Consider the following 17,900-nt stretch of genomic DNA (forward strand, 5'->3'; position numbering starts at 1 on the left):
CTATTCGAGTTGCTGAAGCTCTCCGCGCGGCGTGACGCGCCAGCGATGCTGGCAAAAAGAGAGCAGCGGATTGTCCTGATTACTGTCACTATAACCACTGTAAAGCTGTAGCGGCGCGCCAATGTGGCGTTCCAGTTGTGTCACTTTCTCATGGCCCAGACAGCGCAAAGTCAGTACCCAGCCGCCGTATCCCCGTGCCATTTTGCTGGCGATCAGATTGACTCGCGGTAGCCATGGAGTATCAAAGTAAACCTGCTCGACCAGTGACTGCGGAGAGCCGGTAATAAGCCAGATATCAGCGTCAGAGCTTAACAGGTAGGTTGTCAGCCGCTGCTGCACGAGCGGAAACGCCGTCACGTTACTGCGAAACCAGCGCACAAAGTCGGCCTGATGCGCTTTCAGACGCGCCTCGCTGCGGCCAAAAGTGCATCCCCATAACAGCAGGCTCATTGGCCAGCGGGCGGCACGTCCTTTTATCAGCAACGCCAGCGCAATCACCGGTAACAGAGGCAGCACAAGCAACGCATTCAGCGGCTGGCGACGCAGCAGATAACGAATAAAACTACCGAACATATCCTGCTGGTGTAACGTGCCATCCAAATCAAAAAAGACAACGCGGCGCTGGTGATTGGTCAAACCTTATTCCTCTGGATCAGTGAATCCCAATAGCCAGGTAAACAGGAACCCGGCGATAACTGCTACCAGATAGCCTAACAGATAGAACATCACTTTTCCGGCAACAATCGTCAGTGCCAGCGGTAACCCGGAGATGCCAAAGGTGATGACCGTCGCCACCTTCCAGTAGCTAATCAGCGCCCCACCTACCGCGCCGCCAAGACAGGCACCGATAAACGGCTTACCCAACGGCAGCGTTACGCCAAAAATCAGCGGCTCGCCAATCCCCAGCAGTCCGACCGGTAACGCCCCTTTGATCACTTTCTTTAGCCGCGCATTACGAGTTTTCATCAGAACCGCGATCGCAGCACCTATTTGCCCAACGCCCGCCATTGCCAGGATCGGAAAAAGCGCGTTATAACCGTGTGCCTGAACCAGCTCAACGTGGATGGGCACCAATCCCTGATGAAGTCCGGTGAGCACCAACGGCAGAAAGGTTCCTGCCAGCACGGCACCGACCAGAAAACCGCCGCGATCGATAGCCCAGGATGCGCCGTGAGCGATAGATTCAGAAATCCATCCGCCAAGCGGTTGCAGCGCCACAATCGCGATTACGCCGGTAATGATGGTGGTTAGCAGCGGGTTAAGGATAAGCTCCAGTGATTCCGGCAACAGCGTGCGGAATTTACGTTCGATCCAGCACATCAGCGCAACCACCAGCAATACCGCGATCACCCCACCGCGCCCCGGCTGCAACGCTTCGCTAAACAGGGTAATTTGCGCCAGTTGAGGGCTGGAAAGGATCCCCGCCATCACCCCGCCCATTGCCAGGGAGCCACCGAAAACTTTGGCGGTATTCACCCCGACCAGAATATTCATAATGGCAAACACGGCGCTGCCAAATATGCCCATCAACCCCAGCATATTTGGATAGTGGGTCGCAAAATCCCCGACGATATCCGGGCGCTTAAGGATGTTAATAATCCCGGTAATCAAACCGGAGGCGATAAACGCCGGAATAAGAGGGATAAAGACGTTCGCCAGCTTGCGCAGCGCATCGCTCATCGGCGCTTTGTACTTTGCTTTGGCCTCTGACTTGGTGCGCTCAATATCATTGGCACCTGCTCGCTCGCCGCCATCGGCAATCAGGGAACGCATGGCATCCACCACTTTGGCAGCTTTACCGGGGCCGACAATAATCTGGTGCTGTGCGCCCTGCTTCACGTAGCCGCTAACGCCGGGCAGTTGCCTGAGGCGGGGAATATCGATCTGCCCGTCATCCTGAACTTCCACCCTGACACGGGTCATACAGTTTTCCAGACGCAGAATATTGTTCTCTCCGCCAACGCCCAGCAGGATGTCGCTGGCCAGCAACGCCGTCTTATCCATATACACCTCTTAGTGTTCTAACGCCGCGCGTAAAAAACCCTGGTGAGCGGCAAGCTTTTCGCGGGCGGCAGCGGCATCCAGGCCGGTGAGCGCCATTAAAATAGCTGGCTTAACATCATAATCCGTCTGCTTCAGCAGCGTTTCAGCTTGAGCCCGCGCAATACCGGTGGCTTCAACCACCATACGGCACGCCCGATCGACCAGTTTGACGTTGGTTGCCTGCATATCCACCATCAGGTTCTGGTACACCTTGCCAAATTTCACCATCGCGCCGGTGGAGATCATATTGAGCACCAGCTTTTGCGCGGTGCCGGATTTCAGTCGTGTTGACCCGGTCAGCGCCTCAGGCCCCACTACCGGAGAAATAGCAATATCCGCTTCATGCGCGATAGGGGAATCCGGATTGCAAGAAATAGCCGCCGTTGTACAGCCCACCGAACGCGCATATTTCAACCCGCCAATTACATACGGCGTGCGACCAGAAGCTGCCAGCCCCACCACCAGATCCTGTGCGGTAAGATTGAGCCCACGCAGATCGTCTTCGCCTAGCTGCGGGTTGTCTTCTGCGCCTTCTACTGCCTTCAGCAAAGCGCCCGGTCCCCCGGCAATCAGCCCAACCACCAGACCGTGCGGGACGCCGAAGGTCGGCGGGCATTCAGACGCGTCCAGCACCCCAAGACGCCCGCTGGTACCTGCTCCCATGTAAATAATGCGTCCACCGGCTTTTAGCGCGTCAGCTGCCGCATCGACCGCACGCGCAACTTCGGGAAGAGTTGCTTTTACTGCTTCAGCTACCAGCGTATCCTGTTGATTAAAACGATGAACCAACTCCAGAGTGGAGAGCGCATCCAGATCCATGGTCTGAGGATTGCGGGTTTCTGAAACTAACGCACCGAGATTCATTTTTTGTTCCTTAGGAATTTTTAATTCATAATAATCTGTCATAATGGAATATTATATTCACTAAGGCGAGTGATATTTTGTTTTGTAATCGCCATCACATTTTCGCCAGGAGAAAGCATGAACTGTTTAATTCGCATTCGTCAGCGTTATCCGGATCTCGCGCAAAGCGATAAAAAACTTGCGGATTATCTTCTTGCTCAACCGGATACTGCGCGTCATCTCAGTTCACAACAGCTGGCCTTTGAAGCGGGCGTCAGCCAGTCCAGCGTGGTGAAATTCGCGCAAAAGATGGGCTTTAAAGGATTCCCGGCACTCAAACTGGCGATTAGCGAAGCATTGGCCAGCAATCCCAATCCCCATTCCATTCCGGTACATAATCAGATTCGCGGTGACGACCCGATGCGAATGGTAGGCGAGAAACTGATTAAAGAGAACGTGGCGGCGATGCATGCAACGCTGGACGTCAACAGCGAAGAGAAACTGATGGAGAGCGTCACGATGCTGCGTTCAGCCCGCCGCATTATCGTGACCGGGATTGGCGCATCGGGTCTGGTGGCACAGAATTTTGCCTGGAAGCTGCTGAAGATTGGTTTTAACGCGGTGGTGGAACGCGATATGCACGCCCTACTGGCGACGGTGCAGGCGCTTTCGCCCAACGATCTACTGCTGGCCATTTCGTATACCGGAGAGCGTCGCGAGCTCAACCTGGCTGCGGATGAAACGTTGCGCACCGGCGCGAAAATCCTCGCCATCACCGGATTCACACCGAACGCCCTGCAGCAACGGGCAAGTCATTGTCTGTACACCATTGCCGAGGAGCAGGCCACGCGCAGCGCAGCGATTTCCTCCACCCATGCGCAAATGATGCTCACTGATTTACTGTTTATGGCGCTGGTACAGCAGGATCTGGAGCATGCCCCGGAACGTATTCGCCACAGTGAGGCACTGGTAAAAAAACTGGTCTGAGCAAAGAATGCGCGTATAATGCCCGCCCGATTTGTGATGTTTTGAGAGTTTCCTGATGGCCCTGTTAATCACTAAAAAGTGTATCAATTGCGATATGTGCGAGCCCGAATGCCCGAATGAGGCGATTTCGATGGGTGATAGCATTTACGAGATTAACAGCGACAAGTGTACGGAATGCGTAGGCCATTACAACACGCCAACCTGCCAGAAAGTGTGCCCGATCCCCAATACTATTTTGAAAGATCCGGCGCATGTCGAAACAGAAGAGCAGCTGTGGGATAAGTTTGTGCTGATGCACCACGCCGACAAACTTTAGCCGCGTCGCCATCCGGCATCGTCCTGAATCTAACTTTCGATAATCACCGTGGCGCAGGCGTAGTGACGCTCATCGGCCAGCGTCACATGCATGTGCGCAACGCCGAGTTTTTCCGCCAGTTTTAACGCCTCTCCCCATAATCGCAGACGCGGCTTACCGAGTTCATCGTTAAAGACTTCAAACTGATTAAACGCCAGCCCATTGCGAATACCCGTGCCAAAGGCTTTTGCTGCCGCCTCTTTGACTGCAAAACGCTTCGCCAGAAAACGCACCGGCTGCTGATGCGTTTCCCAGATTGCCCATTCGTTGTCGCTGAGCACACGTCTTGCCAGGCGGTCGCCGGAACGGGAGATCACCGCTTCGATGCGGGCAATCTCCACGATATCCGTACCTAATCCCAGAATCGCCATTAGACACGCGCTTCCAGCATCAGGCGCTTCATTTCTACTACGGCCTCTTTCAGGCCGCTCATCACCGCACGTCCAATAATGGCATGGCCAATGTTCAGCTCGTGCATTTCCGGGATCCGCGCGATAGCTTTAACGTTGTGATACGTCAGACCGTGACCCGCATTCACCTTCAGGCCAAGACTTGCAGCATAGGTTGCCGCTTTGGCGATACGCGCCAGTTCGCTGGCCTGTTCTGCGTCGGTTTTCGCATCGGCGTAACAGCCGGTGTGAATCTCAATAAACGGTGCGCCAACTTCCGCAGCGGCCTTAATCTGTTCTTCATCGGCATCGATAAACAGCGAAACCAGAATGCCTGCGTCCGCCAGCCGTTTGCAGGCATCGCGCATCTTGTCACGCTGACCGGCGACGTCCAGCCCACCTTCAGTGGTAACTTCCTGACGTTTTTCCGGCACCAGGCAGCAAAAATGCGGCTTAGTCTCAACGGCAATCGACAGCATCTCTTCGGTGACTGCCATTTCCAGATTCATGCGCGTATCCAGCGTCTGGCGCAAAATACGTACGTCACGGTCGGTGATGTGACGACGGTCTTCACGCAGGTGTACGGTAATACCGTCCGCGCCCGCCTGTTCAACGATAAACGCTGCCTGAACCGGGTCCGGATATGCGGTACCGCGTGCATTACGTAAAGTGGCAATGTGGTCAATGTTGACGCCTAACAGTAATTCGGCCATGACAATCCTCGTTTTTTATTTTCGCTTCGGCATAAACTGCCGGAATAATTCGCGGCTCTTTAAGGGCTTACCACCAAGATACGGCTTTAACGCCATGCGGGTAAAGCGTTTCGCGGCGCGAAGCGTATCAGCATCCGGAAATTCCCGCGATTCGAGTGCTTTCAGATGGCGTCCGGTAAAGGTGGCGTTATCAATCACTACGCTTGCGATAAACCCTTTTTCTTCCCGGTAGCGATAGGTCATGGTGTCGTCTACCGGCTCGCCGCTGCCCGCACAGTGGGTAAAATCGACGCCATACCCCAGATGACCAAGTAAGGCCAGCTCAAAGCGACGCAATGCAGGTTCTGGCGAACCCGTCGCGCCAGCCAGCGCCTGAATACAGTTCAGGTAATCGAAAAAGAGTGCAGAAAAGCGGGTTTCGTATTCGAGTACGCGCGAGATAAGCTCGTTAATATACAAGCCGCTGTACAGCGTGATTCCGCTAAGGGGGAGTGCCAGAGAAACGGCTTCGGCGCTGCGCAAGGTTTTGACCTCGCCACGTCCACCAAAGCGAAGCAACAACGGGGTAAAAGGCTGGAGTGCGCCTTTAAGATTGGAGCGTTTGGAACGTGCGCCTTTAGCCACAAGGCGCACGCGACCCGACTCTTCCGTGAAGACGTCCAGCACGAGACTGGTTTCGCTCCAGGGGCGACTATGCAGGACAAAAGCGCGTTGCCATCCTTCCATATATTCGCCGTGTTTCAGAAGATGTGTTTAGACGTCGTCGCCGTAACCGAGGCTACGCAGCGCGCGTTCGTCATCGGCCCAGCCGGATTTCACTTTCACCCACAGTTCGAGGTGAACGGGCGCTTCGAACATCTCCTGCATGTCTTTACGCGCTTCGATGCCGATGGTTTTAATCTTGGCCCCTTTGTTGCCAATAACCATCTTCTTCTGCCCTTCACGTTCGACGAGGATCAGACCGTTGATGTCGTAGCCACCGCGCTCGTTAGAGATAAAACGCTCAATCTCCACGGTAACGGAGTACGGCAGTTCAGCACCCAGAAAACGCATCAGCTTTTCACGGATGATTTCAGAGGCCATAAAGCGCTGAGAACGGTCGGTGATGTAATCTTCCGGGAAGTGATGAATAGCTTCCGGCAAATGCTTACGCACGATGCCCGCAACGGTATCGACATTCAAGCCGGTTTCGGCAGAAATCGGTACGATATCAAGGAAGTTCATCTGGCTTGCCAGGAACTGCAGGTGCGGCAGCAGATCGGCTTTTTCCTGAACGTTGTCGACTTTGTTAACGGCCAGAATAACCGGGGCTTTGCCATCACGCAGTTTGTTGAGCACCATTTCGTCGTCCGGCGTCCAGCGGGTGCCTTCGACAACGAAAATAACCAGTTCAACATCACCGATCGAGCTGCTCGCCGCTTTGTTCATCAAGCGGTTAATAGCCCGTTTTTCTTCCATATGCAGACCCGGGGTATCAACATAAATCGCCTGATACGCGCCTTCGGTATGGATGCCAACAATACGGTGACGTGTTGTCTGAGCCTTACGTGAGGTAATAGAAATCTTCTGCCCAAGCAGATTATTCAACAGGGTGGATTTGCCGACGTTCGGGCGACCGACGATAGCAATAAATCCGCAGTAGGTTTTCTCTTCGCTCATTCCAGCTCCAGTTTTTTCAACGCCTGTTCGGCGGCAGCCTGCTCAGCCTTACGACGGCTCGAACCTGTGCCAACCACCGGTTCACTCAGGCCGCTGACCTGGCAGTGGATAGTAAATTCTTGATCGTGTGCTTCACCACGGACCTGTACCACCAAATAAGACGGCAGAGGCAGGTGGCGGCCCTGCAAATATTCCTGCAGGCGCGTTTTCGGATCTTTTTGTTTGTCGCCTGGGCTAATTTCATCCAGACGAGTTTGATACCAGTTCAGGATCAATTGCTCAACGGTTTGAATATCGCTGTCGAGGAAGACGCCGCCGATCAAAGCTTCAACGGTATCCGCCAGGATTGATTCACGACGGAAGCCGCCGCTTTTCAGCTCACCTGGCCCCAAACGTAAACATTCACCGAGGTCAAACTCACGGGCTAATTCAGCCAGCGTATTGCCGCGAACCAGCGTCGCGCGCATGCGGCTCATATCGCCTTCATCCACACGCGGGAAACGGTGATACAGCGCATTAGCGATAACAAAGCTCAAAATAGAGTCGCCTAAAAATTCTAAACGCTCGTTATGTTTGCTGCTGGCGCTCCGGTGAGTTAATGCCTGCTGCAACAGCTCCTGATGATTAAAAGTGTAGCCCAGCTTCCGTTGAAGCCGATTAATTACGATGGGGTTCATGCGATACCAATAAATGAATGCGTCAACAATTCAGCACACGAAACAGACCTGATATACGCACTTCGCTGAGCCATCTGGCTTCGCCTGCATGCATTTATATACAAACCAACGCTGTTTCGTGTGCCGTGGCAACCTGTCGGTGCCAACCTAAAACTTCGGGGGAATATTCTATACACAACGACAAGGGATGTCGTTAGTCTGCGGGAATTTATCCGAGAAATAATTCACGCTGCCGTCGTAATGACGACAACGTGAACGATTATCGGTGATTAGTGAATGCCACCAATACGGCTTAAACGCACACCGGTCGGCCATTCACCTTCTTGCTTATCGAAACTCATCCAGATAGCGGTCGCTTTACCAACCAGATTCGCTTCCGGTACAAATCCCCAGTAACGGCTGTCCGCGCTGTTATCACGGTTATCACCCATCATGAAGTAGTGTCCCGGCGGAACGATCCATGTTGCCAACGGCTGACCAGGTTGACGGTAATACATCCCCACCTGATCCTGCGCAATCGGCACGGTCAGAATGCGGTGCGTAACCTCACCCAGCGTTTCTTTACGCTCAGAGAGGCGAATACCGTTCTCTTTCGTTTCGTTCAGCGGAACTTCAAAGAAGCCGCTGGTCGCTTCACCGCCGTTACGACGAGCAAAGGTCTGTACAAAATCACTTGGCTGAACATCAGAGTACGTTACCGGTAGCGCGTTTTCACACGCCTGACCGGAACGGCATCCAGGCTGAATAGTCACCTCTTTCGCCACTGGATCGTACGTTACTTTGTCTCCCGGTAAACCGACAGCACGTTTAATGTAGTCCAGACGCGGATCTTCCGGGTATTTAAACACCACGATATCACCGCGTTTCGGATGACCGGTTTCGATCAACGTTTTCTGGTAAATCGGATCTTTAATCCCGTAGGCGAATTTCTCCACCAGGATAAAGTCACCGATAAGCAGCGTCGGCATCATCGAACCTGACGGGATCTGGAATGGTTCATAAATAAATGAACGCACCACCAGCACAATCGCCAGTACCGGGAAAACGGACGCCCCGGTTTCCAGCCAGCCTGGCTTAGGTGCCACTTTTTTCAGCGTAGCTTTATCCAGTGAATCACCTGCAGCAGCTTGCGCTGCTGCCTGACGCTCCCGGCGCTTTGGCGCGAAGATAAATTTATCTACGCACCATAAAATGCCCGTCACCAGTGTGGCAATCACCAGAATCAGGGCAAACATGTTCGCCATGCCAACTCCTTAAGATTATTTGCTGTCTTTACCGACATGCAGAATGGCGAGGAACGCTTCCTGCGGCAGTTCGACGTTACCGATCTGCTTCATGCGCTTTTTACCCTCTTTCTGTTTTTGCAGCAGCTTTTTCTTACGGCTGATATCGCCACCGTAGCATTTCGCCAGAACGTTTTTACGCAGCTGCTTAACCGTTGAACGCGCGATGATGTGCGTACCAATGGCCGCCTGGATCGCGATATCAAACTGCTGACGAGGGATCAGATCTTTCATCTTCTCAACCAGTTCACGGCCACGGCTCTGGGAGTTGTCGCGGTGGGTAATCAGCGCCAGCGCATCGACACGTTCGTTGTTGATAAGGACATCAACACGCACCATGTCAGACGCCTGGAAGCGTTTGAAGTTATAGTCCAGCGACGCGTAGCCGCGAGAGGTCGACTTCAGACGGTCGAAGAAATCGAGTACGACTTCCGCCATTGGAATCTCATACGTCAGCGCCACCTGGTTACCGTGGTAAACCATGTTGGTCTGGACGCCACGCTTCTCGATACACAGGGTGATGACGTTGCCAAGGTAAGCCTGCGGCAGCAGCATGTGACACTCAGCGATCGGCTCACGCAGTTCGTAGATGTTGTTCAGCGGCGGCAGCTTGGACGGGCTATCGACGTAGATAGTCTCTTTCGCCGTGGTTTCGACTTCGTAGACTACGGTCGGCGCGGTGGTGATCAGATCCAGATCGTATTCACGCTCCAGACGTTCCTGAATGATCTCCATGTGCAGCAGACCAAGGAAGCCACAACGGAAGCCGAAGCCCAGCGCGGTAGAGCTTTCCGGTTCGTAGAACAGGGAGGCGTCGTTCAGGCTCAGTTTGCCAAGCGCGTCACGGAAGTTTTCATAGTCGTCAGAGCTCACCGGGAACAGACCGGCGTAAACCTGCGGCTTCACTTTTTTAAAGCCTGGCAGCGGTTTGTCTGCCGGGTTACGCGCCTGCGTCAGGGTATCGCCAACCGGTGCGCCGAGGATGTCTTTAATCGCACAAACCAACCAACCTACCTCGCCGCATTTCAGCTCGGTACGGTCAACCTGTTTTGGCGTGAAGATGCCCAGACGGTCAGCGTTATAGACCTGACCGGTGCTCATTACTTTAATTTTGTCGCCTTTACGCATGGTGCCGTTTTTAATACGCACCAGTGACACCACGCCAAGGTAGTTATCGAACCAGGAGTCGATGATCAACGCCTGCAATGGGCCTTCCGGATCGCCTTCCGGCGGCGGAATGTCGCGTACCAGACGTTCAAGAACGTCAGTGACGCCAACGCCGGTTTTCGCCGAGCAGCGAACGGCATCTGTCGCATCGATACCGACGATATCTTCGATCTCTTCCGCTACGCGTTCAGGATCGGCGGCTGGCAGGTCAATTTTATTCAGTACCGGTACTACTTCCAGATCCATTTCCATGGCGGTATAGCAGTTAGCCAGGGTCTGCGCTTCTACGCCCTGTCCGGCATCAACAACCAGCAATGCGCCTTCACAGGCAGCAAGCGAGCGGGAAACTTCATACGAGAAGTCAACGTGGCCCGGGGTGTCGATAAAGTTAAGCTGATAGGTTTCACCATCAGATGCTTTGAAATCGAGCGTCACGCTCTGCGCTTTGATAGTAATACCGCGCTCACGCTCAAGATCCATCGAGTCGAGAACCTGCGCTTCCATTTCACGGTCAGACAGGCCACCGCAGATCTGGATAATACGGTCAGACAGCGTCGATTTACCGTGGTCGATGTGAGCTATGATTGAAAAGTTACGTATGTTCTTCATATAGTGTAATTATTGTGCCTTACGCCCGCCGGAGCAGGCTCTGAGAAGTCGCTGATCTGAGCTTAACGTCTGTTTAAGTGAAACGCCGCATTCTACACTACAACGCTGAGGCGAGGAAACGTTCATAGAGCAAGGATAGCGGGAACTGGAAACAACCTTGCAAAGTCGGTGAAACTTTTGCCGGATGGCGGCATAAACGCCTTATCCGGCCTACGCCTGCATCTGAGCACGCTGTAGACCTGATAAGCGCAACGCCATCAGGCAAAGATATCACTGCTGGGTTTCGACGCGAATAAGATCGGGTGGGAGAGCAACGTTCAGAATGACCGGCTGCCAGGCTTCGCGCTCAGCAAGCTTACGAGAGTATCCACGAGCAATCAGGAATCCGCCCACGCCCCCCAGCACTGCGCCGCTTAATGCCGCAAGATCGGAACCAAACAGCACCTGGAACAGCGCCGCGAAAAGAAACAGTCCCGCCAATGGAGACATGTAGACCAGCATCGCCGATCCCAACAGGCTACCTTCGGCAATGCCCAGTTCAACTTTTTGACCAGGGGTCAAGGGTTCGTCGCAGGGCACCACGATGGTGTGTGTGGTCTGTGGTCCCAGTTTGTTTAGCACGCGGCTCCCGCATCCGGCCCGGGAAGCGCAGCTGCTACATGATGCTTTAACATCACAGCTGACCGTCGCCAGACCATTTTGCCAGGAGACGACCGTCGCCCACTCTTTAATCATTGTGCTGCCCTGAACTTGATATTGTCCGCGATACGCTTCGCCGTTTGTGGCGGAAGCTCGCCCACAATCGTAATTTCCGCGTTATCACGCACGCTGGTGCTGACTGTTCTACGGCCAGTACGCAGCAGTTGATCGGCGCTGTTCTGCATCGCACGGTTTACGTTCACGGAGAAACTAAACAGGCCATCAGAATAAAGGCGTGATTCAATCGGCATGTTATCCATCGTCGGCAGCGGACGTCGACTGCTTGAGACCTCACTGAAACCTTGTGGCAACCACGACGGACTCCAGTTGAAGTTGGTTTTCTCGCCTGCAGGAACCGACAGCAACGGTGGTAAATTCGCTTTTGCTAACGTCTGCATGCTGTCGCTAACACCGTTATTCACGGTAAAGGAGATCACACGGAACTGTTCCAGCGTTTCGCCATCACGATCGAGGAGATCGACACGCATTGGCAGTTTGGTCTCCGTGTCCATCCAAACGATATAGCTGTAACGGGTGCCGTCACGCGCCACAACGCGGATCACTTCACAGAGTCGATCGGCAATACGGGTGCGGCCTACTGAGATAAAATCATAGTAGGGAGCAAGGCGTTTGAAATCGGTGTAAATCAGGGATGGCAGAGAGTCAACGATATAATCGCCGTTCAGCGTGAACGGTTCGAGACCAGGCTCAAAATAGCTAATTTCGTTGCCGCGTTGCACAACTTCCCGGCGCGGTCCATCCATTTGTAATAGTTGCGCGAGTGGACGGTTATCCTGGCGGGCATGACGATAACGTAGGGATTCAACACCCTGCTTATTAATGCTGACAAATGACAGCTCATAGGTTAGCGACTGGCTGGCCAGATTCATCTGCTGCAACAAAGCCCCGGACGCAGGATTGGCCGAGGCGTTTACAGAGAAGAACAGGCTACCAGCCACAAGTGACATGGCAAACCAAAGTTGCTTCATTACTGCGATTGCGTTCCTAAAGTTTGAATTCCTGGCACCTGCACAGCGGCTTGCTGTGTTTGGGCCTGCTCAAACTGAAGCTGTTCAGAGTGCAGTCGACGTTGCAATTCGTAATCCTGCAACATGGCATTAATACGACGACGCTGCTCCTGTACCTGCTGTTGTTGACCGCCGCTGGCCGTCGCGTCAGAAGGTACACCCAAGCTTACCGGACTGGCTTTACCCATCATCGGTAATGTATTAAATACCGGTGTTTCGGGCTGCTGGGACGTTTCAGATTGCCCATTATAGTGCTGGACGCCAACGATAACTGCAAGTGATACGCACGCGGCCACACCCATTTGGGTAAGCTGCGCGGCCCACGGACGCATTTTCTTCCAGAATGGCATTTTCTGCCACTGGTGCGGTGCTGGCTGGGCCTCAGGAATCAATGGCGCCGTCTGACGTACTGGCTCATCCTGGATGGCGGCCATTACGCGGGCGGAAATATCGAAATGGAGAACGTCGGCGGTATCACCTCGCATGGAATCGCGAATCAGGTGATAACTCTCCCAGGTTTTTTGCATTTCCGGGTCGTGAGTTAGCTCTTTGAGTAACTCAGTATCCAGCGTTTCGCCATCCATTAAAGCGGAAAGTTTCTCTTTCTGCATGCCTAATACCTTTTCCAGTATCCCGCTATCGTCAACGCCTGATAAGCGGTTGAACTTTATTATCAATAGCTTCCCTCGCTCGGAAGATACGTGAACGCACCGTACCTACCGGACAATCCATGATAGCGGCTATCTCTTCATAGCTCAGGCCATCCAGCTCCCGCAAGGTTATTGCCATGCGTAAATCTTCCGGGAGGGACTCAATAGTTCGGAAAACTATCTGTCTCAGTTCTTCTGACAACATTAAGTTCTCAGGGTTCGAAATTTCTTTCAGCGCACCGCCACTTTCGTAATTTTCTGCTTCAATCGCATCAATATCACTGGAAGGTGGACGACGCCCCTGAGCGACCAGGTAATTCTTCGCTGTATTGACTGCAATACGATACAGCCAGGTATAAAAAGCACTATCTCCCCGGAACGAGTCCAGCGCACGATAGGCTTTGATAAATGCTTCTTGTACTACATCGGGTACATCACCCGACGGTACATAGCGAGAAACCAGACTCGCCACCTTATGCTGATAGCGCACTACCAGTAGGTTAAAGGCTTTCTGATCTCCCTTCTGGACCCGTTCTACCAGGACCTGGTCCGTTAACTGCTCGCTCATCCGAGGTAAAGTCTCCCCAAACCAAATTTCCACGCGCTTTCGAAACGCCACTCCATCAGCTTCACTATGAGCAAGCAAATGCTTAGAGTGCTCAAGTTTCGTAAAGTTCCGTTACGCATTGTTTTTTGTTTGTCATGTTGTAGACAGGTCTTATCTCTCATTATAAGTCTACATAACCCGATCAACGCACTATCTGTACAGAAATGCCCATTTCACCGCTTGCAGAGTAACCCAACGGGCACTTTATTTCATCACATAATCTGATGCTAACGGCCTGCTTCACAAAATATTTTTGCCTATTTCGCCCTCATCATGCTTTTCCTTCATGTTTAGTCATTGCAACACATTTAAAAATAAAACGTGCAGTATCGCGCAATGTGGTGCTATGGTGACCAAACACTGTTTAGTAAATTAAACAAACATCATGAATACGACTCCTGAATTATCCTGTGACGTGCTGATCATTGGCAGCGGGGCTGCCGGACTCTCACTGGCGCTGCGCCTGGCTGAAAAACATCAGGTTATTGTCCTGAGCAAAGGGCCGGTCAGCGAAGGCTCGACATTTTATGCCCAGGGGGGTATTGCCGCGGTTTTCGATGAAACCGACAGTATCGACTCCCACGTTGAAGATACGCTGATTGCCGGGGCCGGGCTGTGCGATCGCCATGCGGTTGAATTTGTCGCCAGCAATGCTCGCACCTGCGTTCAATGGCTTATCGATCAGGGCGTCTTATTCGATACACAGGTTCAGCCTAACGGCGAAGAGAGCTATCACCTGACCCGTGAAGGCGGTCACAGCCATCGACGCATCCTGCACGCTGCGGATGCTACCGGCAAAGAAGTCGAAACCACCCTCGTCAGCCAGGCACAAAATCACCCCAATATCCGGGTTCTTGAGCGTAGCAACGCCGTCGACCTGATTGTCTCCGATAAAATCGGTCTGCCGGGAACGCGTCGGGTTGTCGGCGCATGGATCTGGAATCGTAATAAAGAAGCCGTCGAAACCTGCCATGCGAAGTCGGTAGTGTTGGCCACCGGCGGCGCATCAAAGGTGTATCAATACACCACCAATCCGGATATTTCCTCGGGTGACGGGATTGCAATGGCCTGGCGCGCAGGATGCCGCGTCGCCAACCTGGAGTTTAACCAGTTTCACCCGACAGCGCTGTATCATCCGCAGGCGCGCAATTTTCTGCTGACCGAAGCGCTGCGCGGCGAAGGCGCGCACCTGAAGCGCCCGGACGGTTCACGCTTTATGCCCGATTTTGACGAACGTGGCGAACTGGCTCCCCGCGATATTGTCGCCCGCGCCATTGATCATGAAATGAAGCGCCTTGGTGCAGATTGCATGTTCCTCGATATCAGCCATAAACCGGAAGAATTTGTTCGTCAGCATTTCCCGATGATTTATGAAAAGTTGCTGGGATTGGGCATTGATTTAACCAAAGAGCCGGTTCCCATCGTGCCTGCCGCGCACTATACCTGCGGCGGTGTGATGGTGGATGACTTTGGCCGTACCGATGTCGACGGGCTGTATGCGATCGGCGAAGTGAGTTACACCGGCCTGCATGGCGCCAACCGGATGGCATCGAACTCATTGCTGGAGTGTCTGGTTTATGGCTGGTCCGCGGCTGAAGATATCGACAGGCGCATGCCTTATGCTCGCGGCGTTAGCACGCTCCCGGGCTGGGATGAAAGCCGGGTAGAAAATCCGGATGAGTTGGTTGTTATCCAGCATAACTGGCATGAGCTGCGGCTGTTTATGTGGGATTACGTCGGTATTGTGCGTACGACCAAGCGCCTGGAGCGCGCTCTGCGCCGTATCACCATGCTGCAACAGGAAATCGACGAGTATTACGCCCATTTCCGCGTGTCGAACAATTTGTTGGAACTGCGCAATCTGGTACAGGTTGCCGAGCTGATTGTCCGCTGCGCAATGATGCGCAAAGAGAGTCGGGGCCTGCACTACACGCTGGATTACCCAGAGCAGCTTCCAGAAGCCGGCCCGTCCATTCTCTCGCCGCTATGTCATCACATAAACAGGTAAAACGCCTGGGTCAGCGCCGTGTAACCTTCAGAGTAACGTTGGTCTGGCCCACGAATCACCAGTCTGTCGCTAAAGCACTCCCCGGCCTGCGGGGAGAATGCCAGCAATACCCGATGCGGTAGTCGGGCTTCCGTTTCTGCTACATCCGTACGTAATCGCAGATGCCAGCCCATACTTAATGCCTGCTGGGTAAACGCGTTCCCAATCTGTTCCGGCAGCACGACACAAAAAAAACCTTCCTCCGTAATGCTGTCCGCCGCCAGCGTAAGCAACGCCTGGTGATCGAGCGTGGTGGTATAGCGCGCCTGCTCGCGCTGCGGTGTAGCACATTCCACGCCCTGTTCATAATAGGGAGGGTTGCTGATTATCAAATCAAAACGCACGGTCTGACGCGGTATCCACTGCTGTGCATCTTCTGTATGAACACTCACGCGATGCATCCACGGAGATTGCGCGATGTTCTCCTGCGCCTGCTGCGCGGCATCGACATCAAGCTCCACGGCGTCAATGATGACGTTTTCATCCGTGCGCTGGGCCAACATCAGCGCCAACAGGCCACTCCCGGTACCAATATCCAGGATCCGCTTTACGCCCGCAACGGGGGCCCAGGCCCCCAATAAAATGCCGTCTGTTCCGACTTTCATTGCACAGCGATCGTGTGCCACAAAAAACTGCTTAAAAGTAAATCCATTACGTCTCAGTACGGATGTAGACTGGGGCATGAAGAACAACCTTCCTGGAAAAAAAACGATAACATAGGATAAAAACAATACCTGAGAAGGTATATCCATACAAACAGATGAAGATTGCAGCCGTAACGTCTATAATCAGCGCCCCACTCAGAGGTAGAACATGACTGTAACGACTTTTTCCGAACTTGAACTCGATGAAAGCCTTCTGGATGCCCTCCAGGAAAAAGGTTTCACTCGCCCGACCGCCATTCAGGCTGCCGCCATTCCGCCTGCGCTCGATGGCCGTGATGTACTCGGTTCTGCGCCGACAGGCACCGGTAAAACGGCGGCATATTTGCTGCCAGCGTTGCAGCACCTGCTCGACTTCCCGCGCAAGAAATCTGGTCCGCCGCGCATTTTAATCCTGACGCCAACGCGCGAACTGGCGATGCAGGTTGCCGAACACGCTCGTGAACTGGCGAAGAATACGCATCTGGATATCGCTACGATTACCGGCGGCGTGGCTTACATGAACCACATGGAAGTCTTTAGCGAAAACCAGGACATCGTGGTTGCCACCACGGGTCGTCTGCTGCAATACATTAAAGAAGAAAACTTCGACTGCCATGCGGTTGAAACGCTAATTCTCGATGAAGCAGACCGTATGCTGGACATGGGCTTTGCCCAGGACATCGAGCATATCGCCGGTGAAACACGCTGGCGTAAGCAAACCATGCTGTTTTCCGCCACGCTGGAAGGCGATGCGATTAAAGATTTTGCCGAGCGTCTGTTGGAAGACCCGGTCGAAGTCTCAGCGGATCCGTCCACCCGTGAACGCAAGAAGATCCATCAGTTTTACTACCGTGCCGATGACATCGAGCACAAAACTGCCATGCTGATCCACCTGTTAAAACAGCCGGAAGCGACTCGCTCGATTGTCTTCGTACGCAAACGTGAGCGTGTGCACGAACTGGCAGGCTGGCTGCGCCAGGCGGGCATTAATAACTGCTATCTCGAAGGCGAGATGGTGCAGAACAAACGTAACGAAGCGATCAAACGCCTGACCGATGGTCGTGTGAACGTGCTGGTAGCAACCGACGTCGCCGCTCGCGGGATCGATATTCCTGACGTCAGCCACGTGTTTAACTTCGACATGCCGCGCAGTGGCGATGCCTATCTGCACCGTATTGGCCGTACCGGTCGTGCTGGCCGTAAAGGCACTGCGATCTCTTTGGTTGAAGCGCACGACCACCTGCTGCTCGGCAAAGCGAGCCGCTATATTGACGAACCGTTGAAAGCTCGCGTCATTGACGAACTGCGTCCAACCACGCGCGCGCCAAGTGAGAAATCTAACGGTAAGCCATCCAAGAAAGTGCTGGCGAAGCGCGCTGAGAAAAAGGCGAAAGAGAAAGAGAAGCCGCGGGTGAAAAAACGTCACCGCGACGCCAAAAATATCGGCAAACGTCGTAAGCCGAGCGGCGCTGCTACCCAGCAGTCCGACAAAGAGTAAAC

Annotated in this window: 20 protein-coding genes; 4 read left to right on the forward strand and 16 right to left on the reverse strand. The window is 53.5% G+C overall.

All coding sequences use genetic code 11. The annotated features are described in order from the left end of the window. The 3 genes from yfhb to murQ are packed head-to-tail and all read right to left on the reverse strand — an operon-like array spanning position 1 to position 2,907. A complete protein-coding gene (gene yfhb / locus OGY08_RS06910; RefSeq protein WP_048234700.1) occupies positions 1-636 on the reverse strand; it encodes a phosphatidylglycerophosphatase C in 636 nt (211 codons plus the stop codon). 3 nt (positions 637-639) lie between these two features. Further along, positions 640-2,004 (reverse strand): PTS transporter subunit EIIC, encoded by a 1,365-nt coding sequence (locus OGY08_RS06915; protein WP_125363653.1) that lies wholly within the window; start codon positions 2,002-2,004, stop codon positions 640-642. 9 nt (positions 2,005-2,013) lie between these two features. Then, complete coding sequence (gene murQ / locus OGY08_RS06920) at positions 2,014-2,907, reverse strand: N-acetylmuramic acid 6-phosphate etherase (RefSeq protein ID WP_032944255.1); 894 nt, start codon at positions 2,905-2,907, stop codon at positions 2,014-2,016. A gap of 117 nt (positions 2,908-3,024) precedes the next feature. Between murQ and OGY08_RS06925 the strand changes: the two genes are divergently transcribed. Both OGY08_RS06925 and OGY08_RS06930 read left to right on the forward strand, forming a co-directional pair. Beyond that, positions 3,025-3,873 (forward strand): MurR/RpiR family transcriptional regulator, encoded by an 849-nt coding sequence (locus tag OGY08_RS06925; protein WP_032944256.1) that lies wholly within the window; start codon positions 3,025-3,027, stop codon positions 3,871-3,873. A gap of 55 nt (positions 3,874-3,928) precedes the next feature. Beyond that, on the forward strand, positions 3,929-4,189 hold the full coding sequence (locus tag OGY08_RS06930; RefSeq protein WP_286565846.1) for a YfhL family 4Fe-4S dicluster ferredoxin: 261 nt from the start codon (positions 3,929-3,931) through the stop codon (positions 4,187-4,189). Between the two features lie 29 nt (positions 4,190-4,218). Here the strand turns inward: OGY08_RS06930 and acpS are convergent, their stop codons facing one another. The 12 genes from acpS to rseD form a co-directional block, all read right to left on the reverse strand. After that, complete coding sequence (gene acpS, locus OGY08_RS06935) at positions 4,219-4,599, reverse strand: holo-ACP synthase (protein ID WP_003037588.1); 381 nt, start codon at positions 4,597-4,599, stop codon at positions 4,219-4,221. Beyond that, on the reverse strand, positions 4,599-5,330 hold the full coding sequence (pdxJ, locus tag OGY08_RS06940; protein WP_125363654.1) for a pyridoxine 5'-phosphate synthase: 732 nt from the start codon (positions 5,328-5,330) through the stop codon (positions 4,599-4,601). Before pdxJ ends, acpS begins: the two co-directional genes overlap by 1 nt. A 15-nt stretch (positions 5,331-5,345) precedes the next feature. Further along, entirely contained in the window at positions 5,346-6,056 is a 711-nt protein-coding gene (gene recO, locus OGY08_RS06945; RefSeq protein WP_008785495.1) for a DNA repair protein RecO, read from the reverse strand. 27 nt (positions 6,057-6,083) lie between these two features. Then, positions 6,084-6,989, reverse strand: a complete 906-nt coding sequence (era, locus tag OGY08_RS06950; protein ID WP_003037581.1) for a GTPase Era — start codon at positions 6,987-6,989, stop codon at positions 6,084-6,086. Next, on the reverse strand, positions 6,986-7,666 hold the full coding sequence (gene rnc / locus OGY08_RS06955; RefSeq protein ID WP_003037579.1) for a ribonuclease III: 681 nt from the start codon (positions 7,664-7,666) through the stop codon (positions 6,986-6,988). The genes era and rnc overlap by 4 nt, the downstream gene beginning before the upstream one ends. A 269-nt stretch (positions 7,667-7,935) precedes the next feature. After that, on the reverse strand, positions 7,936-8,910 hold the full coding sequence (gene lepB, locus OGY08_RS06960) for a signal peptidase I (protein WP_003835329.1): 975 nt from the start codon (positions 8,908-8,910) through the stop codon (positions 7,936-7,938). A gap of 15 nt (positions 8,911-8,925) precedes the next feature. Then, positions 8,926-10,725 carry a translation elongation factor 4 gene (gene lepA, locus OGY08_RS06965; protein ID WP_003037577.1) on the reverse strand — a complete coding sequence of 600 codons (1,800 nt, stop codon included), beginning with the start codon at positions 10,723-10,725 and terminating at the stop codon, positions 8,926-8,928. A 270-nt stretch (positions 10,726-10,995) separates the two neighbouring features. Further along, on the reverse strand, positions 10,996-11,460 hold the full coding sequence (gene rseC / locus OGY08_RS06970) for a SoxR-reducing system protein RseC (RefSeq protein WP_003037576.1): 465 nt from the start codon (positions 11,458-11,460) through the stop codon (positions 10,996-10,998). Beyond that, on the reverse strand, positions 11,457-12,413 hold the full coding sequence (gene rseB, locus OGY08_RS06975; protein WP_125363655.1) for a sigma-E factor regulatory protein RseB: 957 nt from the start codon (positions 12,411-12,413) through the stop codon (positions 11,457-11,459). The genes rseC and rseB overlap by 4 nt, the downstream gene beginning before the upstream one ends. Next, complete coding sequence (gene rseA / locus OGY08_RS06980; protein ID WP_008785497.1) at positions 12,413-13,063, reverse strand: anti-sigma-E factor RseA; 651 nt, start codon at positions 13,061-13,063, stop codon at positions 12,413-12,415. The genes rseB and rseA overlap by 1 nt, the downstream gene beginning before the upstream one ends. A 31-nt stretch (positions 13,064-13,094) precedes the next feature. Then, positions 13,095-13,670, reverse strand: a complete 576-nt coding sequence (rpoE, locus tag OGY08_RS06985; protein ID WP_003037573.1) for an RNA polymerase sigma factor RpoE — start codon at positions 13,668-13,670, stop codon at positions 13,095-13,097. Continuing rightward, positions 13,667-13,831: a rpoE leader peptide RseD gene (gene rseD, locus OGY08_RS06990; RefSeq protein ID WP_122973798.1), complete on the reverse strand. Its 165-nt coding sequence runs from the start codon at positions 13,829-13,831 to the stop codon at positions 13,667-13,669. The genes rpoE and rseD overlap by 4 nt, the downstream gene beginning before the upstream one ends. A 263-nt stretch (positions 13,832-14,094) precedes the next feature. On the opposite strand from rseD, the gene nadB reads away from it, so the two are divergent. After that, positions 14,095-15,717, forward strand: coding sequence for an L-aspartate oxidase (gene nadB, locus OGY08_RS06995; protein WP_125363656.1), 1,623 nt, complete (start codon positions 14,095-14,097; stop codon positions 15,715-15,717). Here the strand turns inward: nadB and trmN are convergent. Continuing rightward, positions 15,702-16,439, reverse strand: a complete 738-nt coding sequence (gene trmN, locus OGY08_RS07000; protein WP_048215761.1) for a tRNA(1)(Val) (adenine(37)-N(6))-methyltransferase TrmN — start codon at positions 16,437-16,439, stop codon at positions 15,702-15,704. The two genes, nadB and trmN, sit on opposite strands and share 16 nt — an antisense overlap. Before the next feature lie 130 nt (positions 16,440-16,569). On the opposite strand from trmN, the gene srmB reads away from it, so the two are divergent. Beyond that, a complete protein-coding gene (srmB, locus tag OGY08_RS07005; protein WP_003835340.1) occupies positions 16,570-17,898 on the forward strand; it encodes an ATP-dependent RNA helicase SrmB in 1,329 nt (442 codons plus the stop codon). The last annotated feature ends 2 nt before the right edge of the window (positions 17,899-17,900 follow it).

This window comes from Citrobacter sp. Cpo069 (assembly GCF_030332785.1).
Taxonomy (GTDB): domain Bacteria; phylum Pseudomonadota; class Gammaproteobacteria; order Enterobacterales; family Enterobacteriaceae; genus Citrobacter; species Citrobacter portucalensis.